At 69.3% G+C, this 22678-nt stretch carries 23 protein-coding genes and 1 pseudogene; 20 read left to right on the forward strand and 4 right to left on the reverse strand.

The window, feature by feature from the left end:
• Nucleotides 1–9: 9 nt before the first annotated feature.
• From ACFWIW_RS33405 to ACFWIW_RS33425, 5 genes are read left to right on the forward strand one after another with little or no spacing between them, the layout of a single operon-like run.
• Nucleotides 10–702, forward strand: a complete 693-nt coding sequence (locus tag ACFWIW_RS33405; protein ID WP_378372136.1) for a hypothetical protein — start codon at nt 10–12, stop codon at nt 700–702.
• Nucleotides 703–712: 10 nt separating this feature from the next.
• Nucleotides 713–2848 carry an NAD-dependent DNA ligase LigA gene (gene ligA, locus ACFWIW_RS33410; RefSeq protein ID WP_378372137.1) on the forward strand — a complete coding sequence of 712 codons (2136 nt, stop codon included), beginning with the start codon at nt 713–715 and terminating at the stop codon, nt 2846–2848.
• Nucleotides 2841–3335, forward strand: coding sequence for a GNAT family N-acetyltransferase (locus tag ACFWIW_RS33415; RefSeq protein WP_378372138.1), 495 nt, complete (start codon nt 2841–2843; stop codon nt 3333–3335). Before ligA ends, ACFWIW_RS33415 begins: the two co-directional genes overlap by 8 nt.
• Before the next feature lie 32 nt (nt 3336–3367).
• Nucleotides 3368–3589: a type II toxin-antitoxin system VapB family antitoxin gene (locus ACFWIW_RS33420; RefSeq protein WP_240600537.1), complete on the forward strand. Its 222-nt coding sequence runs from the start codon at nt 3368–3370 to the stop codon at nt 3587–3589.
• Nucleotides 3579–4001: a PIN domain nuclease gene (locus ACFWIW_RS33425; RefSeq protein WP_378372139.1), complete on the forward strand. Its 423-nt coding sequence runs from the start codon at nt 3579–3581 to the stop codon at nt 3999–4001. Before ACFWIW_RS33420 ends, ACFWIW_RS33425 begins: the two co-directional genes overlap by 11 nt.
• Before the next feature lie 72 nt (nt 4002–4073).
• On the opposite strand, the gene ACFWIW_RS33430 is transcribed toward ACFWIW_RS33425, so the two are convergent.
• Entirely contained in the window at nt 4074–4727 is a 654-nt protein-coding gene (locus tag ACFWIW_RS33430; RefSeq protein WP_037341914.1) for an amino acid-binding protein, read from the reverse strand.
• Between the two features lie 244 nt (nt 4728–4971).
• Here ACFWIW_RS33430 and gatC point away from each other — a divergent pair, with 244 nt between their 5' ends.
• The 6 genes from gatC to ACFWIW_RS33460 all read left to right on the forward strand — a co-directional run bounded on the left by gatC (nt 4972) and on the right by ACFWIW_RS33460 (nt 10988).
• A complete protein-coding gene (gatC, locus tag ACFWIW_RS33435) occupies nt 4972–5271 on the forward strand; it encodes an Asp-tRNA(Asn)/Glu-tRNA(Gln) amidotransferase subunit GatC (protein WP_005162012.1) in 300 nt (99 codons plus the stop codon).
• A complete protein-coding gene (gene gatA, locus ACFWIW_RS33440) occupies nt 5268–6785 on the forward strand; it encodes an Asp-tRNA(Asn)/Glu-tRNA(Gln) amidotransferase subunit GatA (protein WP_378372140.1) in 1518 nt (505 codons plus the stop codon). The genes gatC and gatA overlap by 4 nt, the downstream gene beginning before the upstream one ends.
• Nucleotides 6782–8287 carry an Asp-tRNA(Asn)/Glu-tRNA(Gln) amidotransferase subunit GatB gene (gene gatB, locus ACFWIW_RS33445; RefSeq protein ID WP_240600545.1) on the forward strand — a complete coding sequence of 502 codons (1506 nt, stop codon included), beginning with the start codon at nt 6782–6784 and terminating at the stop codon, nt 8285–8287. The genes gatA and gatB overlap by 4 nt, the downstream gene beginning before the upstream one ends.
• Nucleotides 8280–8798, forward strand: a complete 519-nt coding sequence (locus ACFWIW_RS33450) for a hypothetical protein (RefSeq protein ID WP_378372141.1) — start codon at nt 8280–8282, stop codon at nt 8796–8798. The genes gatB and ACFWIW_RS33450 overlap by 8 nt, the downstream gene beginning before the upstream one ends.
• Nucleotides 8799–8868: 70 nt before the next feature.
• Nucleotides 8869–9564 carry a cupin domain-containing protein gene (locus tag ACFWIW_RS33455; RefSeq protein ID WP_378372142.1) on the forward strand — a complete coding sequence of 232 codons (696 nt, stop codon included), beginning with the start codon at nt 8869–8871 and terminating at the stop codon, nt 9562–9564.
• Between the two features lie 26 nt (nt 9565–9590).
• Complete coding sequence (locus ACFWIW_RS33460; protein WP_378372143.1) at nt 9591–10988, forward strand: DUF6351 family protein; 1398 nt, start codon at nt 9591–9593, stop codon at nt 10986–10988.
• A 7-nt stretch (nt 10989–10995) separates the two neighbouring features.
• On the opposite strand, the gene ACFWIW_RS33465 is transcribed toward ACFWIW_RS33460, so the two are convergent.
• On the reverse strand, nt 10996–12219 hold the full coding sequence (locus ACFWIW_RS33465; RefSeq protein ID WP_378372144.1) for a PQQ-dependent sugar dehydrogenase: 1224 nt from the start codon (nt 12217–12219) through the stop codon (nt 10996–10998).
• Nucleotides 12220–12281: 62 nt separating this feature from the next.
• Between ACFWIW_RS33465 and ACFWIW_RS33470 the strand changes: the two genes are divergently transcribed.
• From ACFWIW_RS33470 to ACFWIW_RS33490, 5 genes and pseudogenes are all read left to right on the forward strand, one after another.
• Nucleotides 12282–13187, forward strand: coding sequence for a 2-hydroxyacid dehydrogenase (locus ACFWIW_RS33470; RefSeq protein WP_378372145.1), 906 nt, complete (start codon nt 12282–12284; stop codon nt 13185–13187).
• A gap of 32 nt (nt 13188–13219) precedes the next feature.
• A complete protein-coding gene (locus tag ACFWIW_RS33475; protein ID WP_378372158.1) occupies nt 13220–14038 on the forward strand; it encodes a DUF72 domain-containing protein in 819 nt (272 codons plus the stop codon).
• A 243-nt stretch (nt 14039–14281) separates the two neighbouring features.
• Nucleotides 14282–14824 (forward strand): DoxX family protein, encoded by a 543-nt coding sequence (locus tag ACFWIW_RS33480; protein WP_378372159.1) that lies wholly within the window; start codon nt 14282–14284, stop codon nt 14822–14824.
• 162 nt (nt 14825–14986) lie between these two features.
• A pseudogene (locus ACFWIW_RS33485) lies at nt 14987–15184 on the forward strand (cold-shock protein); the annotation flags it as partial.
• Nucleotides 15185–15214: 30 nt separating this feature from the next.
• The gene (locus tag ACFWIW_RS33490) at nt 15215–15934 is read left to right on the forward strand and encodes a cold-shock protein (protein ID WP_378372160.1); all 720 of its coding nucleotides are present in this window, start codon (nt 15215–15217) and stop codon (nt 15932–15934) included.
• Nucleotides 15935–16222: 288 nt separating this feature from the next.
• On the opposite strand, the gene ilvD is transcribed toward ACFWIW_RS33490, so the two are convergent.
• Together ilvD and ACFWIW_RS33500 are read right to left on the reverse strand one after the other, a co-directional pair.
• On the reverse strand, nt 16223–18067 hold the full coding sequence (gene ilvD / locus ACFWIW_RS33495) for a dihydroxy-acid dehydratase (protein WP_378372146.1): 1845 nt from the start codon (nt 18065–18067) through the stop codon (nt 16223–16225).
• Nucleotides 18068–18130: 63 nt separating this feature from the next.
• Nucleotides 18131–18589, reverse strand: a complete 459-nt coding sequence (locus ACFWIW_RS33500) for a PH domain-containing protein (protein WP_378372147.1) — start codon at nt 18587–18589, stop codon at nt 18131–18133.
• Between the two features lie 320 nt (nt 18590–18909).
• Between ACFWIW_RS33500 and ACFWIW_RS33505 the strand changes: the two genes are divergently transcribed.
• The 4 genes from ACFWIW_RS33505 to ACFWIW_RS33520 all read left to right on the forward strand — a co-directional run bounded on the left by ACFWIW_RS33505 (nt 18910) and on the right by ACFWIW_RS33520 (nt 22677).
• A complete protein-coding gene (locus ACFWIW_RS33505; RefSeq protein WP_378372148.1) occupies nt 18910–20778 on the forward strand; it encodes an acetolactate synthase large subunit in 1869 nt (622 codons plus the stop codon).
• A complete protein-coding gene (gene ilvN, locus ACFWIW_RS33510; RefSeq protein WP_240600556.1) occupies nt 20775–21281 on the forward strand; it encodes an acetolactate synthase small subunit in 507 nt (168 codons plus the stop codon). The genes ACFWIW_RS33505 and ilvN overlap by 4 nt, the downstream gene beginning before the upstream one ends.
• A 43-nt stretch (nt 21282–21324) precedes the next feature.
• A complete protein-coding gene (gene ilvC, locus ACFWIW_RS33515; protein WP_016336537.1) occupies nt 21325–22338 on the forward strand; it encodes a ketol-acid reductoisomerase in 1014 nt (337 codons plus the stop codon).
• 75 nt (nt 22339–22413) lie between these two features.
• Entirely contained in the window at nt 22414–22677 is a 264-nt protein-coding gene (locus tag ACFWIW_RS33520) for a DUF397 domain-containing protein (protein WP_378372149.1), read from the forward strand.
• Nucleotide 22678 lies beyond the last annotated feature (1 nt).

The raw sequence follows: 22678 nt of genomic DNA on the forward strand, positions 1-22678 counted from the left end.
GTGCCCGTCATGCGTTTGTTCCGCCGTTCCCGCAAATCCGAGGACGTTCCCGACCCCCGCACCGCCTGGCCGGAGCAGCCGGTCCCCGAGGACGCGGCCGCCGCGGCGGCGACGTTCTGGGAGGCGTGGTTCGCGCTCTTGCCTGAGGTCAGCGCCGCCCTCGGCGACCGTGAACCGCATCGAGTGGAACACGACCTCTGCACCATCGTCGAGGCGTTGCACCCGCGGTTGCACTTCTCCCTCGATCGCGGGCACCGGGCGATCTACTCGCTGGTGCTGACCGGCCAGGAGGATCCGGAACTGCGCCCGTACACCGATGCGTGGAAGGCCGCGGCACCGCCGGAGGACGCGATCTGGGAGTACCACGACTCCGTGCCGCCCGTCCCCGATCCGAGTGAAGTCACCGTCAACCTCGGCGAGACCCGGATCGCGCTCGCCGACGTCCGGGTGACCGCGAAGGTCGACGAATCAGCCGGACGGGTGGACGTGACCGTCTTCCATCCGTTGATCGACGAGCTCGCGCCGGAGACCCGGACGACCATGACCTTCCTGCCGCTGGACGCCACGCTGGGTGAGCGTGTCGCGGCCGAGCGGCTGGGCAAGGTCGAGCTGGTGACCGAGGCCCAGGACGGGCAACTGACCCTGCTGGAACTGCGCGAGGTGGTCGGCAGGCTGTCCGGAAATGTCGGTACCCCCGACTAGGGTTACCCCCGTGAGCAGCGAACTTCCCGAAAACCCCGAGCCCGCACAGGACGTCACGGACGTGCCAGCCGACGTCCGCGAAAGGCATGCCCAGCTGGCGGAGGAGATCCGCGGCCACCAGTTCCGGTACTACGTGCTGGATTCACCGATCGTGTCCGACGGCCAGTTCGACGAGCTGCTCAACGAACTCCAGGCCATCGAGGACGAGTATCCGGGGCTGGTGACACCGGAGTCGCCGACGCAGAACGTCGGCGGCACGTTCTCCACCGAGTTCGTCGCACACGACCACCTCGAGCGCATGCTCAGCCTCGACAACGTCTTCGACACCGAAGAGTTCGAGGCCTGGGTCGAGCGGGTCCAGAAGGAGATCGGCGCGACGAAGTACCTCGCCGAACTGAAGATCGACGGGCTCGCGATCAACCTGCTGTACGAGAACGGCCGCCTGACGCGCGCGCTGACCAGGGGCGACGGCCGCACCGGCGAGGACGTCACGCTCAACGTCCGCACGCTGGAGCAGGTGCCGGAGCGGCTGACCGCGACGGACGAGTTCCCGGTGCCCGCCCTGGTCGAGGTCCGCGGCGAGGTGTTCTTCCGCGTCGAGGATTTCCTGGCGCTGAACGCGAAGATGGTCGAGGCGGGCAAGGATCCGTACGCGAACCCGCGCAACACGGCCGCCGGGTCGTTGCGGCAGAAGGATCCCAAGATCACGAAGTCGCGCAACCTGCGGCTGATCTGCCACGGCCTCGGCAAACGCGAGGGTTTCGAGCCGAAGCGCCAGTCCGAGGCGTACGACGCGCTCGCCGCGTGGGGCCTGCCGGTCTCGCCGCACAGCAAGGTGCTGACTTCGGGCAAGGAGCTGCTGGAGCACATCCAGTACTGGGGAGAGCACCGGCACGACGCCGAGCACGAGATCGACGGCGTCGTCATCAAGGTCGACGAGGTCGCGCTGCAGCGCCGTCTCGGCACGACGTCGCGCGCGCCGCGCTGGGCGATCGCCTACAAGTACCCGCCGGAAGAGGCGATCACCACCCTGCTGGACATCCAGGTCAACGTCGGCCGCACCGGGCGGGTCACCCCGTTCGCGGTGATGGAGCCGGTGAAGGTGGCCGGATCCACGGTCGCGATGGCGACGCTGCACAACCAGGAAGAGGTCAAACGCAAGGGCGTGCTGATCGGGGACAAGGTCGTCATCCGCAAGGCGGGCGACGTCATCCCCGAGGTGCTCGGCCCGGTCGCCGACGCGCGCACCGGTGAGGAACGCGAGTTCGTCATGCCGTTGCGCTGCCCCAACTGCGACACCGAGCTGGCGTACCAGAAGGAGGGCGACATCGACATCCGTTGCCCGAACGCCCAGTTCTGTCCCGCGCAGCGGCGGGAGCGGCTGTTCCACCTCGCGAGCCGGAACGTCTTCGACATCGAGGTGGTCGGGTACGAGGCCGCGGTGGCGCTGCTGGACGCCGGTGTCGTGCACGACGAGGGCGACATCTTCGACCTGGACGAGGAGAAGCTGCTCCAGGTCGAGCTGTTCCGCACCAAGGCGGGGGAGCTCTCGGCCAACGGGCGCAAACTGCTGGAGAACCTGGAAACGGTCAAGGATCGTCCACTGTGGAGGGTCATCGTCGGGTTGTCGATCCGGCACGTCGGACCGACGGCCGCGCAGGCGCTCGCGCGGGAATTCGGTTCGCTGGAACGGATCGAGAACGCCTCCGAGGAGGAGCTCGCGGCCGTCGACGGTGTCGGCCCGACGATCGTGCGCGCCGCGAAGGAATGGTTCGAGGTCGATTGGCACCGCGAGATCGTCGAGAAATGGCGTGCGGCGGGCGTGCGGATGGAGGAGGAGCGCGACGAGTCCGTCTCGCGCAACCTCGAAGGCCTGTCCATCGTCGTCACCGGCTCGCTGAACGACTACTCCCGTGACGAGGCCAAGGAGTTCATCATGGCCCGCGGCGGGAAGGCGGCCGGTTCGGTGTCGAAGAAGACGGCGTTCGTCGTCGTCGGCGACGCGCCGGGCACGAAGTACGACAAGGCCGTCCAGCTGAAGGTGCCGGTGCTCGACGAGAACGGCTTCCGTGTGCTGCTGGAAGACGGGCCCGAGGCCGCGGCCGAGCTCGCCCTGCCGACCGGCGAGGAGGAGAGCGGTGAGTGACCTGGAGATCCGGCCCGCGCGGCCGGAGGAGCTGACGGCCGTCGGGGAGCTCACGCTGGCCGCGTACTCCGCGGACCGGAGCCTCGTCGACGGCGTGGGCTACGCCACCGAACTGCTCGACGCCGCCCGGCGGGCGGAGCTGGCCGAGCTGCTGGTCGCGGTGGACGGGGACGGCACGCTCGTCGGCACGGTCACCGTCGCCCACCCGGGAACGCCCTTCGCCGAGCTGTCCCGCGACGGCGAGCTGGAGTTCCGCATGCTCGGGGTGCTGCCCTCGGCGACCGGGCGCGGTATCGGCGAGGCCCTGACCAGGGCGGTCATCGCGCGGGCGCGGGAACTCGCCGCCGCGAGGGTGGTGCTGTGCAGCCTGGTCACGATGGAGCGGGCGCACCGGCTTTACGAGCGGCTCGGCTTCGTGCGGCTGCCCGAGCGGGACTGGGAGCCGCATCCCGGGATCACCCTGATCGCGTACCGCCTGGAGCTCTGAAGTCATACACCAAGTTGGTGTATCGTTGGTGTATGAGCCGGACCAATATCGACATAGATGACGAGCTGGTCGCTGCCGTGATGCATCGCTATGGGTTCAAGACCAAGAAGGACGCGGTGGATTTCGCGTTGCGGAAAGCGGCGCCGGTGATCACCACCGCAGACATCTTGGAGCTGGAAGGGATCGGCTGGGAAGCGGATCTGGACGAGCTACGCGACGACTCCGCGGATCGCAAGTGGCGCGATGCCTCCTGAACAACGCTGCCTGATCGACAGTTCGGTGTGGATCGACTTCCTTCGCAAACGTGCCACCCGGGCGAGGGATCGGGTCGTCGAGCTGGCCGCGCAGCCGAAGATGATCGTGACCTCCGAGCCGATCGTCATGGAATTGCTCGCGGGAGCGAGCGCCGAGGCGCTCCCGCGTCTCGAGAGGACCCTCGCAGGCTTCGTGAACCTGGGCGTCGATCCCGCGATCGACTTCAGGAGCGCGGCAGAGATCTCCCGCGCCGTCCGTGCGGATGGGCACAGGGTCCGTTCCGCGACGGATTGCCTCATCGCGGCGGTGGCGGTACGGCACAAGGCGGTGCTGATCCACAAGGACGTCGACTATGTGCGCATCGCCGAGGTCGTCCCAGGGCTTCGGGCCGAGGCGATCTTCGACTCCTGACCCCCGCGTTTAGTCCTCTGAATGCGGTACTTGCACGCGCAACGACCGCATTCAGAGGACGAAACGCGAAGGTCAGCTGTCCAGCACGACGGCGACGATCCCCGCGAAGTGCGCCAGCCGCGCCACCTCGGCCGCCCGGAAGTTCGGCCCGCCCGGACGGGCGACCAGCAGCGCCTTCCCCGGCTTCCCCAGCGGCGTCGCCGCGAGTTCGGTCCCCAGTTCCTTCCACGTCTCCGGCACCCAGGCCTCCTCGGCGTCGAGGATGGTGGCGCGTTCCAGCGGCAGCCACGGCAGGTCGGTGATGGGTGTTTCGGGCGCGGCGTTGGACGACGCCAGCCGGATCGCGCCGGCCTCGGCGTGTTCGACGACGACGGCCCAGCCCGCCCGGATGATCCGCGGCACACCTTCGGCGAGGATCTCCAGCCCCGAAGCGGGCTTCGCGGCGATCTCCTCGACCAGTTCGAGTTCACGATGGGTGTCCAGCACCCCGGCGTACGGCCGGACGGCGTCGACCTCGACCCCGTCGACGCTTTCGGCGGCGGTGATCAGCGCGTCCGGCAGCCTGCCGGAGGGGATTTCGACGACGAGGTCGTCGATGGCGACACCGCCGCCCCGTTCGACGACGTCCACGCTCAGGATGTCGGCGCCGACGGTGCCGAGCGCGGTGGCGACCGCGCCGAGGGTCCCCGGGGTGTCCGGTAATTGGACCCGGATCAGGAACGACACACGCGCCCCTCTCGCCTCAGGCGTCCCAGCCTCGCCGTGGAACGCGCTACGCCGGGCGCCGATTGTGACAGACCGGACGAGGTAATGGGGCACGACGTCCGGGACGCGGGATAACGAACCAGGCACTCCTTACCCGACATGGGAGCGCAGGCCGCGGCATAACCCAGTCGAGTCCGCCGACGCCGCCACCATAGACTTGCAGCTTCCGACAGAACCCGCACAGCACACCCCGGGAGTCACCCGCGTGCCCAACATTTCCCGCGACGAGGTCGCACACCTCGCCAAGCTGGCCAGGCTTGCCGTCACCGAAGAGGAGCTGGACGTCTTCGCAGGCCAGCTCGACCAGATCCTGGACTCGGTGGCCAAGGTGAGCGAGGTCGCAGGCGAGGATGTCCCGCCCACGTCGCACGCCGTGCCGCTGACCAACGTGTTCCGTGAGGACACGGTCCGACCGGGGCTGACCCAGCAGCAGGCGCTGGCCGGTGCGCCTGCCAGCGAAGAGGGTCGTTTCCGGGTGCCGCGGATTCTGGGAGAAGAACAGTGACCGAACTCATCAAGCTGACCGCCGCCGAGCTGGCGGAGAAGATCCAGTCCCGTGAGGTGTCGGCCGTCGAGGTCGCACAGGCCCACCTGGACCGGATCGCCGAGGTCGACGACCATATCCACGCGTTCCTGCACGTCGACACCGAGGGCGCGCTCGAAGCCGCCCGCGCGGTGGACGCCGACGTCGCCGAGGGCAAGGCGCCGAAGTCGCCGCTCGCCGGTGTCCCGCTGGCGCTCAAGGACGTGCTGACCACCAAGGGCATCCCGACCACGGTCGGTTCGAAGACCCTGGAGAACTGGCTCCCGCCGTACGACGCCACCGTGACGCGCAAACTGCGCGAGGCCGGTGTCGTGGTGCTCGGCAAGACCAACATGGACGAGTTCGCGATGGGCTCCTCCACGGAGAACTCCGCGTTCGGCCCGACCCACAACCCGTGGGACCACGCCCGTATCCCCGGCGGTTCCGGCGGTGGCTCCTCGGCGGCGATCGCGGCGTTCGAGGCCGCGATCGCGATCGGCACCGACACCGGCGGCTCGATCCGCCAGCCCGGAGCGGTCACCGGCACCGTCGGCGTGAAGCCGACGTACGGCGGCGTCTCCCGCTACGGTCTCGTCGCCTTCTCCTCCTCGCTCGACCAGGCCGGTCCCTGCGCGCGGACGGTGCTCGACGCCGCTCTGCTGCACGAGGTCATCGCCGGGTACGACCCGATGGACTCGACCTCGATCGACGCGCCGGTCCCGCCGGTGGTCGCCGCGGCCCGCCAGGGCCTGACCGGTGACCTCAAGGGCGTCCGTGTCGGCGTGGTGAAGGAATTCGCCGGCGACGGCTACCAGCCGGGCGTGTCGCGGTCGTTCGAGGCCGCCGTCGAGCAGCTGCGCGCGCTCGGTGCCGAGGTCGTCGAGGTCTCGTGCCCGAACTTCACCTACGCGCTGCCCGCGTACTACCTGATCGCGCCGAGCGAGTGCTCGTCGAACCTCGCCCGGTTCGACGCCATGCGTTACGGCCTGCGCGTTTCCGACGACGGCGAGCACAGCGCCGAAGAGGTCATGTCGCTGACCCGCGAGAAGGGCTTCGGCCCCGAGGTCAAGCGCCGCATCATGCTCGGCACGTACGCGCTGTCCTCGGGCTACTACGACGCCTACTACGGCTCGGCGCAGAAGGTCCGCACGCTCATCACGCGGGACTTCGAAGCCGCGTACGAAAAGGTGGACGTGCTGGTCTCGCCGACCACGCCGACGACGGCGTTCAAGATCGGCGAGCGCGTCGACGACCCGATGGCGATGTACCTGGCGGACCTCTGCACCATTCCGTCGAACCTCGCCGGCAACGCCGCGATGAGTGTCCCGAGTGGACTGTCGCATGAGGACGGCCTGCCGGTCGGCCTGCAGATCATGGCCCCGGCGATGGCCGACGACCGGCTGTACCGCGTCGGCGCCGCGTACGAGGTCGCGCGCGACGCCGCCAACGGTGGCTCGCTGGTGCACGAGGTTCCGGAGCTGGGAGGAAAGAAGTGACCGCCGTAGTGGAACTCATGGACTACGCCGACGTCATCGAGCGGTTCGACCCGGTGCTGGGCCTCGAGGTGCACGTCGAGCTGAACACGAACACCAAGATGTTCTGCGGTTGCGCCAACGAGTTCGGCGGCGAGCCGAACACCAAGGTGTGCCCGACCTGTCTCGGCCTGCCCGGTTCGCTGCCGGTCGTGAACGGCAAGGCGGTGGAGGGCGCGATCCGCATCGGTCTCGCGCTCAACTGTGAGATCGCCGAGTGGTGCCGGTTCGCCCGGAAGAACTACTTCTACCCGGACATGCCGAAGAACTTCCAGACCTCGCAGTACGACGAGCCGATCGCCTTCAACGGCTACCTCGACGTGACGCTGGACGACGGCGAGGTCGTGCGCGTCGAGATCGAGCGCGCGCACATGGAGGAGGACACCGGCAAGTCGTTGCACGTCGGCGGCGCCACCGGGCGGATCCACGGTGCCGAGCATTCGCTGCTCGACTACAACCGCGCGGGCGTGCCGCTGATCGAGATCGTCACCAAGACGATCGAGCACACCGGCGGCCGTGCCCCCGAGGTCGCCCGCGCGTACGTGAGCGCCCTGCGGGATCTGCTGCGCGCGCTGGACGTCTCCGACGTCCGCATGGACCAGGGTTCCCTGCGCTGCGACGCGAACGTCTCGCTGATGGCCAAGGACGCGACCGAATTCGGCACGCGCACCGAGACCAAGAACGTCAACTCGCTGCGCAGCGTCGAGCGCGCCGTGCGCTACGAGATGACCCGCCAGGCGGCGATCCTCGCCGAGGGCGGCTCCATCAAGCAGGAGACGCGGCACTTCCAGGAGGCCGACGGCACCACGTCGCCGGGCCGCACCAAGGAGACCGCCGAGGACTACCGGTACTTCCCGGAGCCCGACCTGGTCCCGATCGCGCCGTCGCGCGAATGGGTCGAGGAGCTGCGCAAGACGCTGCCGGAGATGCCGTCGGAGCGCCGCAAGCGCATCCAGCGGGAGTGGAACCTGACCGACGAGGCGCTGCGCGACCTGCTCAACGTCGGCGCGGTCGACCTGGTCGCCGCGACCGTCGAGGCGGGCGCCACGCCGGACGAGGCCCGCAGCTGGTGGGTCAACACGCTGGCGCAGGAGGCCAACTCCCGCGAGATCGAGCTGGCGGAGCTGGCGATCACCCCGGCGCAGCTGGCCGAGGTCATCGCGCTGGTCAACGCCGGCGAGCTGACCAACAAGCTCGCGAAGGAGGTCGTGCAGGGCGTTCTCGCCGGCGAGGGTTCGCCGTCCGAGGTCGTCGAGAAGCGCGGCCTGAAGGTCGTCTCCGACGACTCCGCGCTCATCGCGGCGGTCGACGAGGCGCTGGCCGCGCAGCCCGACGTCGCCGAGAAGATCCGCGGCGGCAAGGTGGCCGCGGCCGGGGCGATCGTCGGCGCGGTCATGAAGGCCACCAAGGGCCAGGCCGACGCCAAACGCGTGCGCGAACTGATCGTCGAGCGAGTCGGTGCCTGATCTCGCTGTGCTGTCACTGAAGAAGGCCACCTGGCGTGAGTGGCTCGGCCTCGCGGCCGGGCTGCTCGCGCTGGTGGCCTTGTTCCTTCCGTGGACGACGCTGACCGCCTCGCGCCCGGAGATCGAAGACGTGCTGAGGACGTTGCCCGCCACCGACGTCACACGTGACGCGTGGCGTTCGGGCTTCCTCGCCTGGGCGCCGCTTTTCCTCCTGTTCCTGCCCGGCCTCGCGGTCGTGCTGTTCGGCCGCGTCGACGCCGTCCGCCGGGCGGGTCTGCCGCATCTGTGGCTGATGGCGGCCATCGGCGCGCTGCTGCTGATGGTGCTCGGCTGGACCACCCTCGACTGGCAGTTCGACGCCGACCAGCGCGGGATCCTCTCCGCCGCCGGTATCGAGATCGGGACCGGCCTGGGCCGCTATCTCGGCCTGGTGGCCGCAGTGGTCTCCGTCGTCGTGGCGTTCCTCGACGTCCGCGTGCTCCGCGCCGAAACCCGCACCCGTCGTCCCTGATTCCTCTCCCGCATTTAGTCCTCTAAATGCGACAGGGCAATGAGAAAGCGCTTTCTTTGAGGAGGTCATCGTGTTCCCTCTTCCCGGTGGTATCGGACTTTCCCACCTGTGCGCCTATGAATGGGAAGCCGCGGACGGGGTGTGCGGAGGCAGCCCGCATCTGCATCTCGCCTGTACCGAGGCCTACGTCGTCACCGGCGGACGTGGCGCCGTGCAGACGCTCGACGTCGGCGGCTACCGGGAGACCGAACTCGAATCCGGTGTCGTCGTGTGGTTCGCGCCCGGCACGGTCCACCGGATGGTGCAACGCGACGATCTGCGGATCACCGTGCTCATGCAGAACAGCGGGCTGCCCGAAGCGGGCGACGCGGTCTTCACCTTCCCGCCGCCGGTTCTTGCCGACCCGGACGCGTACGCCGAAGCCGCCGCGATGCCGGCGGACGACGACGCGGCCCGCCGTCGCCGTGATCTCGCGATCGAGGGCTACCTGCCGATCCGGGACGCGCTCGTCGCGGGAGATCCGGGCCCGCTGAGGGATTTCCATCGCGCGGCCGTCGCGTTGGTCGCGCCGAAGGTCGAGACCTGGCTCCCGCGCTGGCGGGCCGGTGCGCTGGCCGCCGCCGAACTGACCGGCGAACACCTGAGGGCGCTCGCGAACGGCGACGCGAGCCATTTGGAGCACTCCGGTGTGCGGATCGCCGGTCCTTCCGAGGAGGACGGCTACGGGATGTGCGGGAGGCGGACGGAGTACCGCATTGACATGTGACCATTTGGTCACCTATTTTGTCCTGCATGACCACTTCACGCAGGACACTCGTCACCGTGCTCGTCGCAATCCTTCTCGGCGCGCTGTTCACCGCCGCCCCGGCGGCCGCCGAAGAGCGCTGGCGCACCCACGAGGGCACCATCGACGGCGCCGACTACCTGGTCAAAGTGCCGAAACGCTGGAACGGCACGCTGGTGCTCTACAGCCACGGCCTCTACGTGGATCCGTGGAAGCCGGCGCAGATCATGCTGGCCACCCGGCCGGAGACCGAAAGATGGTTGCTCGATCAGGGTTACGCGCTGGCCGCGTCGAACTACAAGGGCGTCTTCGGGCACGTGATCGAGGAGGCCTTGACCGATCAGATCGCGCTGCTGGACTGGTTCGAGGCCAACGTGGGCGAGCCGCGGCGGACCATCACGAGCGGAATGTCCATGGGCTCCGTGATCTCCCTGAAGCTGGCCGAGGACAACCCGGGCCGGTTCGACGGCGTCCTGGCGCAATGCGGCGAGTACGACGCGCAGGGCACCTGGAACACCGCGCTGGACGTCCTCTTCGCCCTCAAGACCCTGCTGGCGCCGGACGCGGACATCGACCTGGTCCGGCCTCGTGACCCGGAGGCCTCGAAGGCGGCACTCGAAGCGGCTGTGGCCGAAGCGCAGAAGACCGACGCGGGCAGGGCGCGGATCGCGCTGGCCGGAGCGCTGGGCACCGTCCCGGGCTGGGCGCTCGCACACGAGCCGGAGCCGACGGCACTGGCCGATCGCCTCGCCCAGCAGGCGATGTGGGTCGCCGGCGCCTACCTGTTCGGCTACGGACCGGGCACCCGCCCGGAGATCGAGCACCGGGCAGGCGGGAACCCGTCGTCGAACACCGGCATCGACTACCGGCGTCAGCTCGCCCGGTCCGCAGGTCTCGACCTGGTGCGGCAGGCCTACCGGACGGGCGGCGTCGATCTGGAAGCCGACCTCAACCGGCTCGCCGATGCTCCGCGGATTTCGGCGGATCCGAAGGCGCAGGCCTACATGCAGCGCCACACCGTGGCGCGCGGCACCACGCCGTCGCCCGTGCTGACCACGCACACCACCGGTGACGGCGGCGCCGTCGCGGGACAGGCCCGCTGGTACGGCGACCAGGTCCGGCGCAACGGCGATCCGACGCTGCTGCGGCAGACCTACGTGAGCCGAGGCGGCCACTGCTCGTTCAACGCGGCCGAAGAGATCGTGCTGCTGCGCACCCTGCTGACCCGGGTGGACACCGGCCGCTGGCCGTCCACCGAACCGCACCGGCTCACCGCCGCCGCGAACGCGCTGGGGGACGGTTACCGGCTCGTGCCGGAGCTGTTCGACCCGCAGGCCAAGGAAAAGGCGATGGCGCCGTCGTTCACGCGGTTCACCCCGGCGCCGCATCCGCGGCCGTCCAGGTAAGGACCGCTCAGTCCTTGCCGCCCCCGCCGGAGCTGGCCGACGGCGTGATGATGACGACGCGGTCGTCGCTCGAAACCGGGGAACCGCCGTCCTTGTTGATCGTCCCGGCGAGCGCGATCTGCGGGTTGACCATGCTCATCGCGGACAGCCTGCCGAAGGTCTTCGGCGGCTTGCCGACCTTGCCGTCCATGACGACGTTGGGCTTGCCGGTCACCGCCCCGTCCGGGGTGACCGGCAGGTTCTGCAGGTTGCCCGCGATCGAGGTCGCGATCGAGAGATGACCGGTGGCACCGACGAAATCGGCGCAACCCGCGACACCGGGTTTGTCGGTCCAGCTCCACGCCGGGGTGCTCAGCGGCTGGCCGCCGCGAAGCCGGTACAGGACGTCCTTGTCGGCCAGCCTGTCGGTGAGCCAGACGCGGGAACCGGCCTGGTCGCGGCAGATCCCGCCGGGGGAGTGCACGCCGCTGGCGAAAACCGCCGAACCGGCGGTGGGGTTGCCCGCCGCCGGTTTGCCGGAGGTGTCGATGCGCAGCACCTTCCCGGCCAGCGACGCCGGATCGGCCGCGAGCCCGGGGTTGCCCGCGTCGCCGGTGGCGACCAGGAGCGCGCCCTTGGCGTCGGTGCCGATCGCGCCGCGGTTGCCGGTGGCCCCCTTGGGGATCCCGGTCAGCACCGGTTTCGGCGCCTGGCCCTTCGCCAGGCGGACGACCCGGTTGTCGGTCGGGGTGGTGATGTAGGCGAAGACGAGCTGGTCTTCGGCGAAGCCGGGGGAGAGGGCGAGCGACGTGAGGCCGCCGTCGCCGGAGCCGTCCACGGGAACCGTCGCCCAGTCTGCCGGGTCCTTCTCCGCGGCGGCGAGCAGGATCCGGCCGCTCTTGCGTTCTCCGGCGAGGGCGCTGGGCGCGGTGCCGTCGCCGGGGATCGCGGCCACGGCGGCGACGGTGTCCAGACAGGTCGCGATGACGGCCTTGTCGAAGTCCTTGCAGCCCTGCGGCGGCGGGACGGGCGTCGGTGCCTGATTCGGCCCGTTTCCCCGGCCGGGGCCGGCGTCACCCGCTTCACCGCCCGGCCCGATCTGTGGCGGGACCTCGGGTGACGGCGGGTTGACCGGGGTGAACTTCTGCCCGGCGGCCGTGTTGTCGAATTCGGCGCAACCGGAGAGCATCAGCGCGCCGCAGGCCAGCATGGCCAGCGGCGCGGTCCATTTCCGCCGGTACCGGGTACGCACGGGCCCAGCCTAGGTGGGCGTACGTGAGCCACGGGTAAGAGCCACTGGATACCGTGGTGATCATGACAGTGACCGTTCTCGTGCCCGACGAAGAGGGAGTGGCCGCGCTTTCGGAGATCGAAGGCGTGCGTCCGGTGGTGTACCGCCGCGGCGAGCCGGCGCCCGCCGAAGCCGCCGAGGCCGAGGTCCTCGTGACCGGTGACGGGCCCAGCGACGAACTCTGGCGCGAACTGCCGAACATCAAACTCGTGCAGCTGCTGGCGGCGGGCGCCGAGGACTGGGTCGGCAAGGTGCCGGACGGTGTTCTGCTCTCGACCTGCCGGGGCGCGCACGGCGGAAGCTCGGCCGAGTGGGTCGTCGCGGTCCTCCTGACGATCTACCGGGACCTCGGCGGTTTCGCCGACGGCCATCGGCGGAAGCACTGGGAACGCCGGATCACCGACACCCTGCAGGGCAAACGGGCGCTCATCGTCGGCGCGGGCGACCTCGGCAGGCATCTGCGCCGCCGTCTGGAGACGTTCGACGTGCGCTGCACGATGGTGGGCGCGACGGCCCGCGAGGGCGTCCACGGCAACGACGAACTCCCCGTCCTCCTGCCCGAACACGACATCACCGTCCTGATGGTGCCGCTCACGCCGCATACGCGGGGCATGGCCGACGCGGCGTTCCTGGCCGCGATGCCGGACGACGCGATCCTCGTCAACGTGTCGAGGGGCCCGGTCGTGGACACCGACGCGCTCGTCGCGGAACTCGCGTCGGGACGGCTGCGCGCCGCCCTCGACGTCACCGACCCGGAGCCCCTGCCCGAGGGGCATCCGCTGTGGGACGTGCCGGGATTGCTGCTGACACCGCATGTCGCGGGCGCGGTGAGCGGGCGGCGGCAGCGCGCCTACGCGGTGGTGGTGCGGGAATTGAGCCACTATCTGGGCGGGGAGCTGCCGAAGAACCTGGTTCACGGCGAATACTGAGCATCGTGGCGAATCTTCGTGTCGGGTGCGCGATGTGGACGCACAAGGCGTGGGCGGGCCGGTTCCTGCCGCGGTCGCTGCCCGCCGGGGAGCGCCTGCGGGCCTACGCGGGCTGGTGCACCGCGGTCGAGGGCAACACGACCTTCTACGCGACCCCGGCCAGGGAAACCGTCGAGACGTGGGCGCGGCAGACCGGTCCCGGCTTCCGGTTCGTGGTCAAGCTGCCGAAGGTCGTCACGCACGAGAAACGGCTCGCCGGTGTCGAGACGGAGATGCGGGCTTTCCTGGACGCGATCGAACCGCTCGGCGAACGGGCGGTCCTGTGGACCCAGCTGCCCGCTTCGTTCGGCCCACCGGACGTCGACGCCCTCGGCCGGTTCCTGCGCCGCCTCCCCGTCGGACTCCGGCGCGCCGTCGAGGTGCGTCACCCGGCGTTCTACACCGAAGCGACCTCACTGCTGGAGAGGACTCTCGCCGACGCGGACGCCGAGTGGGTGCCGTTCGACACCGAGGTCTTCTTCGCGAGTCCGCCGGTCAGCGAGGCCGAACAGGACGCCTGGGCGAAGAAACCCCGGCTGCCGCGGCGGACGCGGGCGCTGACCGACCGGCCGATCGTCCGCTATCTGGGCCGTGACGCGGCCGAGGAGACCGTCGCGGGATGGCGGCCGTGGGCCGAGGTGGTCGCCGGCTGGCTGCGCGAGGGCCGGTCGCCGACGGTTTTCGTGCACACCCCCGACAACGACGACGCACCCGCGCTCGCCCGCCGTTTCCACGACGACGTGCGCGCCCTGGTGCCCGCTCTCGACCCGTTGCCCGAGCCCGAACCGATCGAGCCCGCGACCCTGTTCTGAGCCGTCATGGACGACACACGTGTCCAGATGGACGACACGCGTGACTGGACGGACGACACACCTCGAGGCCGGTTCCGTCGCCGTGTCGTCCGTCCAGTCACGCGAGCCGTCCGTTCCGACACGCGTGTCGTCCGTCCGATCACGCGAGCCGTCCGTCCCGACACGGGGACGTCCGGCGGTTCGGTCGCCTGACGAGCCGGTTTCCCCTACCCTTCGCGCGTGAGCGATGACTATCAGACCAGCATGATCTCGGACGTGGCCGACGCCGACAGCGGCCCCGCCCCGGCGGAGACCAGGGGCGGGATCGATCTCGGTCTGCTCGTCCTGCGAGTGGTGCTCGGCGTGACGATGGGCGCGCACGGGCTCCAGCACCTCTTCGGTGCCTTCGGCGGCCCGGGGGTCGGCGGCTTCGCCAGGGCACTCGGCGAATTCGGTTACACCAGCCAGACCACGCTGCTTTCGTGGATCACCGGGATCAGTGAAGTGGTCGGCGGCGCGCTCGTACTGGTGGGCCTGTTCACCCCGATCGGCGCCGCCGCGCTGCTCGGTGTCTGCGCGAACATCGTCTACGTGAAGTTCGGCGGCGGGTTCTTCCAGAAGCAGGGGCAGGGCTTCGAGTTCGAACTCCTGCTCGCCGCGGCTTCGCTGACCGTCCTGCTCGCGGGCTCCGGGCGGATCGCGCTGGACGTCAACACCCCGTGGCGGAAGCGGCCGCTTTCGTTCGGGTTGATCGGGTTGCTGCTGGCCGCGGCCGCCTCGGTCGTGGTGATCGTCCTCTGCCGCTGACCGCTCGCCTTCGGACCTGGTCTCAAAACTCGGCGTGTCGCTAGGTGAACCACAGGCCCGCCCCTGGCTCCGCACCGCCCGCCTGTGGGCCCGGCCCGACGGACCGGAGGTCTGTCAGGGAGACTAGGGGCCAGTGCCCGCCCTCTCGACCTGGAGTTTTTGATGCCGCAAGGGACTGTCCGTTGGTTCGACGCCGAACGGGGTTTCGGCTTCCTCGCGCCCGAGGACGGCTCGCCGGACGTGTTCGTGCACGCCTCCGAGATCGTCGGGGACGGCGGCGCGAAAGTGCTCCGCGAGGGGCAGGCCGTCGTGTTCGAGGTCGGCGAGAACGACCGCGGGCCCCAGGCGCTGCGCGTTCGCGTCACCGCCGATGCGGCCGCTGGCAGCGCCGTGGGCCTGCTCGGCACCATCAACTGGTACGAGCCGGGCAAGGGGTACGGCTTCGCGTCGCCGGACGGCGGCGGCGCCGACATCTTCGTGCACAGCTCCGCCATCGTGACCGGCGGCGTGGTCACCGAGGGGCAGCGGGTGGCCTTCCTGATCGTCGAAGGCGAGCGCGGCCCGCAGGCCGGGCACGTGATCCCGCTGGGAGCAGGGGCCGGCGCACCTGCTGCGGCTGGTGTCGCCGACGGTGCCGACGGCACGGTGGCCTGGTACGACGAGGACAAGGGCTTCGGCTTCATCAACCCCGACTCCGGCGCCGGGGACGTCTTCGTTCACGCCCGGGCCCTGGCCGAGGGGCTGACGTGGCTCGCGGAGGGCGACCGCGTCGCCTACGAGGTGGCTAGTGGGGACAAGGGCCCGCAGGCCCGCGACGTGCACCTGGTCCGGGGCGCCGAGCCCCAGACGGCGCCGCAGCGGACGGCACCTGCCGCGGCCGCGGGGCCGGCGGCGAGGGACGTGCCCGTACGAGGCGGCGAGGGCGTCGTCGCGCGCTACGACGCCGACCGCGGCTTCGGCTTCATCACCCCGGACGCAGGCGGCGACGATCTCTTCGCCCACGCGTCCGTGATCATGGGGTCGGAGCCGCTGCAGAAGGGTGACCGGGTCCGGTACGCGGTGCGTCAGAGCGACCGGGGCCCGCAGGCCGACCGCATCGAACGCCTCTGAAGAGGCGGCCCCATCACTTCCCGACGAGAGTGCTCGTTCGACCGCACCGACACCGCGTCGATGCAGCCTCTGGTCCAGTCGAGCACGAACAAGATCCCCTCTAGCGCGGCACGGTCATCGATCCGGGCCGCCCACCCGGACCGCGCGGCGCTGGTCGGGACGGGATCAGGGGTTGATCACCAGGTCTTAGTCCTCTAAGTGCGGTATTCGCCCATCGGGGCGTGCTGTGAAAGGTCCTTTCCTCGCAGATTTTGCCAGGAAAGGACCTTTCACAGCAGCCGGAGCGACCTACTTGTTCGGGTCGCGGACGGCGCCCGTGTCGGCCGAGGTCGCCATCCGCGCGTAGGCGCGCAGCGCGGCGGTGACCTTCCGGTCCCGCGAGACCGGCTGCCACGGCCGCTCGCTCGCCTCCATCTTCGCGCGCCGCTCGGCGAGCACGTCCTCGTCGACGAGCAGTTCGAGACGGCGCTCGTGGACGTCGAGCAGGATCCGGTCGCCGTTCTGGACCAGGCCGATCGCCCCGCCCGCGGCGGCCTCGGGCGAGATGTGCCCGACCGAGATGCCCGACGAGCCGCCGGAGAACCGGCCGTCGGTGATCAGCGCGCACTTCTTGCCCAGCCCCGAGCCCTTGAGGAACGCCGTCGGGTGCAGCATCTCCTGCATCCCCGGGCCGCCCGCCGGGCCTTCGTAGCGGATCACCAGCACCTCACCCGGCTGGATCTCCTTCTTGAGGATGGCCGAAACCGCCTCCTCCTGGCTCTCCAGCACCCGGGCCGGGCCCTCGAAATGCCACAGCTCCTCGTCGATGCCCGCCGACTTGATGACCGCGCCGTTCTCGGCGAGGTTGCCGCGCAGGATCGCGAGCCCGCCGTCCTTGGTGTACGCGTGCTCGACGTCGTGGATGCAGCCGCCGACGGCATCGGTGTCCAAAGAGGACCAACGGTTCTCGGTGGAGAACGCCTCCGTGGTGCGGACCCCGCCCGGAGCCGCGTGGAACAGCTCGATCGCCCGCTCCGACGGCTTCTCCGCCCGGATGTCCCAAGTGGACAGCCACGACTCCAGATCCGGCGAGTGCACGGAGTGGACGTCGGTGTTCAGCAGCCCGCCGCGGTGCAGTTCGCCGAGGATGGCCGGGATGCCGCCGGCCCGGTGGACGTCCTCCATGTGGTAATCCGAGTTCGGCGCGACCTTCGACAGGCACGGCACGCGGCGGCCGATGGCGTCGATGTCGTCGATGGTGAAGTCGACCTCGCCCTCCTGTGCGGCGGCGAGGATGTGCAGCACCGTGTTGGTCGAGCCGCCCATCGCCATGTCGAGGGCCATCGCGTTCTCGAAGGCCTTCTTCGACGCGATCGAGCGCGGGAGCACGGACTCGTCGTCCTGCTCATACCAGCGTTTGCACAGTTCGACGACCGTGCGCCCGGCGTCTTCGAACAGCGCCTTGCGGGCGGCGTGCGTGGCGAGGGTGGAGCCGTTGCCCGGCAGGGAGAGCCCGAGCGCCTCCGTGAGGCAGTTCATCGAGTTCGCGGTGAACATCCCCGAGCACGAACCACAGGTCGGGCAGGCCGAGCGCTCCACAATGGACAGCCCGTCCTCGTCGACCTCGCTGCTGGCCGACGCGGCGATCGCGGTGATCAGGTCGGTCGGCGCCTGCGCGACCCCGCCCACGACCACCGCCTTCCCGGCCTCCATCGGACCGCCGGAGACGAACACCACCGGGATGTTCAGCCGCATGGCGGCGTTCAGCATGCCCGGGGTGATCTTGTCGCAGTTGGAGATGCAGACCAGGGCGTCGGCCTGGTGCGCGTTCACCATGTACTCGACGGAGTCGGCGATGATCTCGCGCGAAGGCAGCGAGTACAGCATTCCGCTGTGCCCCATGGCGATCCCGTCGTCGACGGCGATCGTGTGGAACTCGCGGGCGACCCCGCCCGCCTCCTTCACCGCACCGGCCACGATCTCGCCGAGATCCTTGAGGTGCACGTGCCCCGGCACGAACTGGGTGTAGGAGTTCGCGATGGCGACGATCGGCTTGCCGAAGTCGCTGTCGGTCATTCCGGTGGCGCGCCAGAGCGAGCGGGCGCCCGCCGCGTTGCGGCCGTGGGTGGTGGTCCGGGAACGGAGTTGAGGCACGGCTGACTCCAAGGTTCGGGATGGGGACCAGGGCGAACGAGCGCCAAACTGGTCCTACCAATCCTACTCCCCGGAATCGTCGCGCTTCTCCGGAGCCTCGGCCAGGTCGTCGGTGAGCCCGGAGGGATCGGCCATCCGGCCCGCGCTGACCAGCGAGATCACCGGAAGATGGCGGGTGCGCACGGCGGGGAGGGCGACCTTGGTCTCGTCCTTCAGTACCGCCTGCACCTTCGCCTTGTCAGTGATGGCGAGGCCCTTGAGGGAGGTCCACGGCAGGTCCTTGCGCCCGAACATCGTCCGCACCTCCAGCCCCTTGGCCGTAGCCGTCGTGCGGGTCCGGATGACGAACACCGCCAGCGCGATCGGGAAGAGGTAGAGCCACTGGAGATACGGCACGTCGCCGAACGCGACAGGCGTCACACAAACGACGAGGAAAGCGATCGCGAGCAATGCCGTGTTCGGAATCTTGAAGACGGCCTTGCGGTCCTCGTTCGCCTGTTCCGACTGCTTTTCTTCTGCCACGTCAAAGATGGTGCACCGCCGCCTTCGCGGCCCCGAACGCGGGTCGCGTCACGCACCGAAGGTGTCCAGCATGCGGAATCGCCGTCCCGCAGAGTTGACACTCTTGACGGCGACCGGCTAGCTTCACTCTCGTGACAACGCAGACCGGCCTCGTACTTCCCAAGCGCGTCGACGCTTAGGGAAGTCTCCGCTGCGTCGACGCGCGACCCTCGTGCGACCACTCCGGTCGGCGGGGGTTTTTTGTTGCCTGGAACAATTTCACTGCCCGACCAGCCAATGAATACCCGAACGAGTGACTAGACAAGACGAGGCAAACAGCGATGACTAGTGCCACCTCGCGAGCAGAAGCGAACACCTCTGGAGCTCGTCCCAAGCCGGCGCCGCCGGCCGGGACCCCGGTGCGGGTCACGGGCGCGCAGTCGCTCGTCCGCTCGCTCGAGGCGGTGGGCGCGGAGGTCGTGTTCGGTATTCCCGGCGGCACCATTCTCCCGGCGTACGACCCGTTGCTCGACTCGACGAAGGTCCGCCACGTCCTGGTCCGTCACGAACAGGGCGCCGGCCACGCCGCCACCGGGTACGCGCAGGCGACCGGCAAGGTCGGTGTGTGCATGGCCACCTCCGGCCCCGGCGCGACCAACCTGGTCACCCCGCTCGCCGACGCGAACATGGACTCGGTGCCGGTCGTCGCCATCACCGGTCAGCAGTCCCGCGCGCTGATCGGCACGGACGCCTTCCAGGAAGCCGACATCTGCGGCATCACGATGCCGATCACCAAGCACAACTTCCTGGTCACCGACCCGGCGGACATCCCGCGCACCATCGCGGAGGCGTTCCACCTCGCCTCGACCGGCCGCCCCGGTCCGGTCCTGGTGGACATCCCCAAGGACGTCCTGCAGGAGATGACCTCCTTCTCCTGGCCGACGGAAATGCGGCTGCCGGGCTACCGGCCCACGCTGCGCCCGCACGGCAAGCAGGTCCGCGAGGCCGCGCGGCTGATCAGCAAGTCGCGGCGCCCCGTCCTCTACGTCGGCGGTGGTGTGGTCAAGGCCGACGCCTCGCGCCAGCTGATGGAACTGGCCGAACTGACCGGGATCCCCGTCGTCACCACGCTGATGGCGCGCGGCGCGTTCCCCGATTCGCATCCGCAGCACCTCGGTATGCCGGGCATGCACGGTTCGGTCGCCGCCGTCGCCGCGATGCAGCGGGCGGATCTGCTGATCGCCCTCGGCGCCCGCTTCGACGACCGCGTCACCGGGCAGCTGTCCTCGTTCGCGCCGGACGCCGCCGTCGTCCACGCCGACATCGACCCGGCCGAGATCTCCAAGAACCGCAAGGCGGACGTGCCGATCGTCGGCGACTGCGCGGAGATCATCACCGAGCTGATCGAGGCCGTCCGCGCCGAGACCGACAAGTCCGCGAAGCCGGATCTGAAGGACTGGTGGACGCAGGCGAGCGCCTGGCGTGACGACTACCCGGCCGGTTACGAATGGCCCGAGGACGGGACGCTTTCGCCGCAGTACGTCATCGAGCGCATCGGTTCGCTCGTCGGCCCGGACGCGGTCTACACCGCGGGCGTCGGCCAGCACCAGATGTGGGCCGCGCAGTTCGTGAAGTACGAGAACCCGCGCACCTGGATCAACTCCGGCGGCCTCGGCACGATGGGCTTCGCCGTCCCCGCCGCGATGGGCGCCAAGTTCGGCGTGCCGGACAAGCAGGTCTGGGCCATCGACGGCGACGGCTGTTTCCAGATGACGAACCAGGAACTGGCCACCTGCGCCATCGAAGGCGCGCCGATCAAGGTCGCCGTCATCAACAACGGCAACCTCGGCATGGTCCGCCAGTGGCAGAACCTCTTCTACTCCGAGCGGTACTCCAACACCGATCTCGGTACTCACAAGCACCGCATCCCCGACTTCACCCTCCTCGCGGAGGCGCTCGGCTGCGCCGGGCTCCGCTGCGAGACCAAGGAGGACGTCGACGCCACCATCCGGCGTGCCATGGAGATCAACGACCGCCCCGTCGTGATCGATTTCGTGGTGGGGAAGGATGCCCAGGTGTGGCCCATGGTGGCCGCGGGCACCGGTAACGACGAAATCATGGCCGTGCGCGGGATCCGCCCGCTCTTCGACGACGACGAAGTCGCCGCCGAGGCGGAGATCAACGCGGCGGCAGAAGGAGACGCCCGATGAGCGTGCACACCCTGAGCGTTCTGGTCGAGAACAAGCCCGGTGTCCTCGCGCGGGTTTCCGGACTGTTCTCCCGGCGTGGTTTCAACATCGAATCCCTCGCCGTCGGGCCCACGGAGAATCCCGAGGTGTCCCGGATGACGATCGTGGTCGCCGTTGAGGAGCTACCGCTCGAACAGGTGACCAAACAGCTCAACAAGCTGGTCAACGTCATCAAGATCGTGGAACTGGAAAAGTCCACAGCCGTGCAGCGTGAACTGCTGCTCGTGAAGGTCCGGGCCGACAACACCGTGCGCAGCCAGGTCCTCGAAACAGTGCAGCTGTTCCGCGCGAAGGTGGTGGACGTGTCGCCCGAGGCGCTCACCATCGAAGCCACCGGGACGTCGGACAAGATCGGTGCCCTGCTGCGGATGCTGGAGCCCTATGGCATCCGCGAACTGGTCCAGTCCGGAATGGTCGCGGTCGGCCGGGGCGCCCGGTCCATCACCGCCACCTCCGCCCGCTGAATCTTCTTAAATTTGTAAGTCAGGAAAGGAAGTAGTACCCCTCATGGCAGTGGAAATCTTTTACGACGACGACGCGGACCTTTCGATCATCCAGGGTCGCAAGGTCGCCGTGATCGGCTACGGCAGCCAGGGCCACGCGCACTCGCTGAGCCTGCGCGACTCCGGCGTCGACGTCCGCATCGGCCTGCCCGAGGGCTCGAAGTCGCGGGCCAAGGCCGAGGAGCAGGGTCTCCGCGTGCTCACCCCGGCCGAGGCCAGCGCCGAAGCCGACCTGATCATGATCCTCGCGCCGGACACGAAGCAGCGCTTCATCTACGAGCAGGACATCGCGCCGAACCTCAAGGACGGCGACGCGCTCTTCTTCGGGCACGGCTTCAACATCCGCTACGACCTGATCAAGCCGCCGTCGAACGTGGACGTCGCCATGGTCGCCCCGAAGGGCCCGGGCCACCTGGTCCGCCGCCAGTTCGTCGACGGCAAGGGCGTCCCGGCGCTCATCGCGGTCGAGCAGGACGCCTCCGGCAACGCGCAGGCGCTCGCGCTCTCCTACGCGGCCGCCATCGGTGGCGCCCGCGCCGGCGTCATCAAGACGACCTTCACCGAGGAGACCGAGACCGACCTCTTCGGTGAGCAGGCCGTGCTCTGCGGTGGCGCCTCCGCGCTGGTGCAGACCGGTTTCGAGGTGCTCACCGAGGCCGGCTACGCCCCGGAGATCGCCTACTTCGAGGTGCTGCACGAGCTGAAGCTGATCGTCGACCTCATGTACGAGGGCGGCATCGCGCGTCAGCGCTACTCGATCTCCGACACCGCCGAGTACGGCGACCTGACCCGCGGCCCGCGGGTCATCTCGCCGGCGGTCAAGGAAGAGATGAAGAAGATCCTCGGCGAGATCCAGGACGGCACCTTCGCCCGCGAATGGGTCGCCGAGGACGAGGCCGGGCGGCCGAACTTCACCAAGCTCGAGGAGCAGGGCAACCAGCACCCGATCGAGGAGACCGGCAAGAAGCTGCGCGACCTGATGTCGTGGGTGGACCGGCCGATCACCGAGACCGCCTAGTTGTCACCACGAAGGGGCCCTTCCGCGCGAAGGGCCCCTTCGTTTTGCGTACCGGAAAGCGATAGCGTTGGCACCATGAGTGAGCAGCCGGTGGACGACAAGGCCCACATCCGGCCCGATCTGGACTTGAGTGACGCGGTGTGGATCAGGGCGGAGCCGGAGGGCGCGAATCTGGCGGACCGTGCCGAGTACGCGCTGGTACCGCATACCGACGGCGTCACCTACACCGCGATGCGCCAGGCCTCGGATCCGGACGGCCACGTCCTCGTGTTCACGCCGGCGGAATGGGACGCCTTCGTGAAAGGCGTGCGGGACGGCGAATTCGACCTGCCGGCCTGAG

Origin of the sequence: Amycolatopsis sp. NPDC058340, from assembly GCF_042723975.1 — a bacterium.
GTDB lineage: Bacteria > Actinomycetota > Actinomycetes > Mycobacteriales > Pseudonocardiaceae > Amycolatopsis.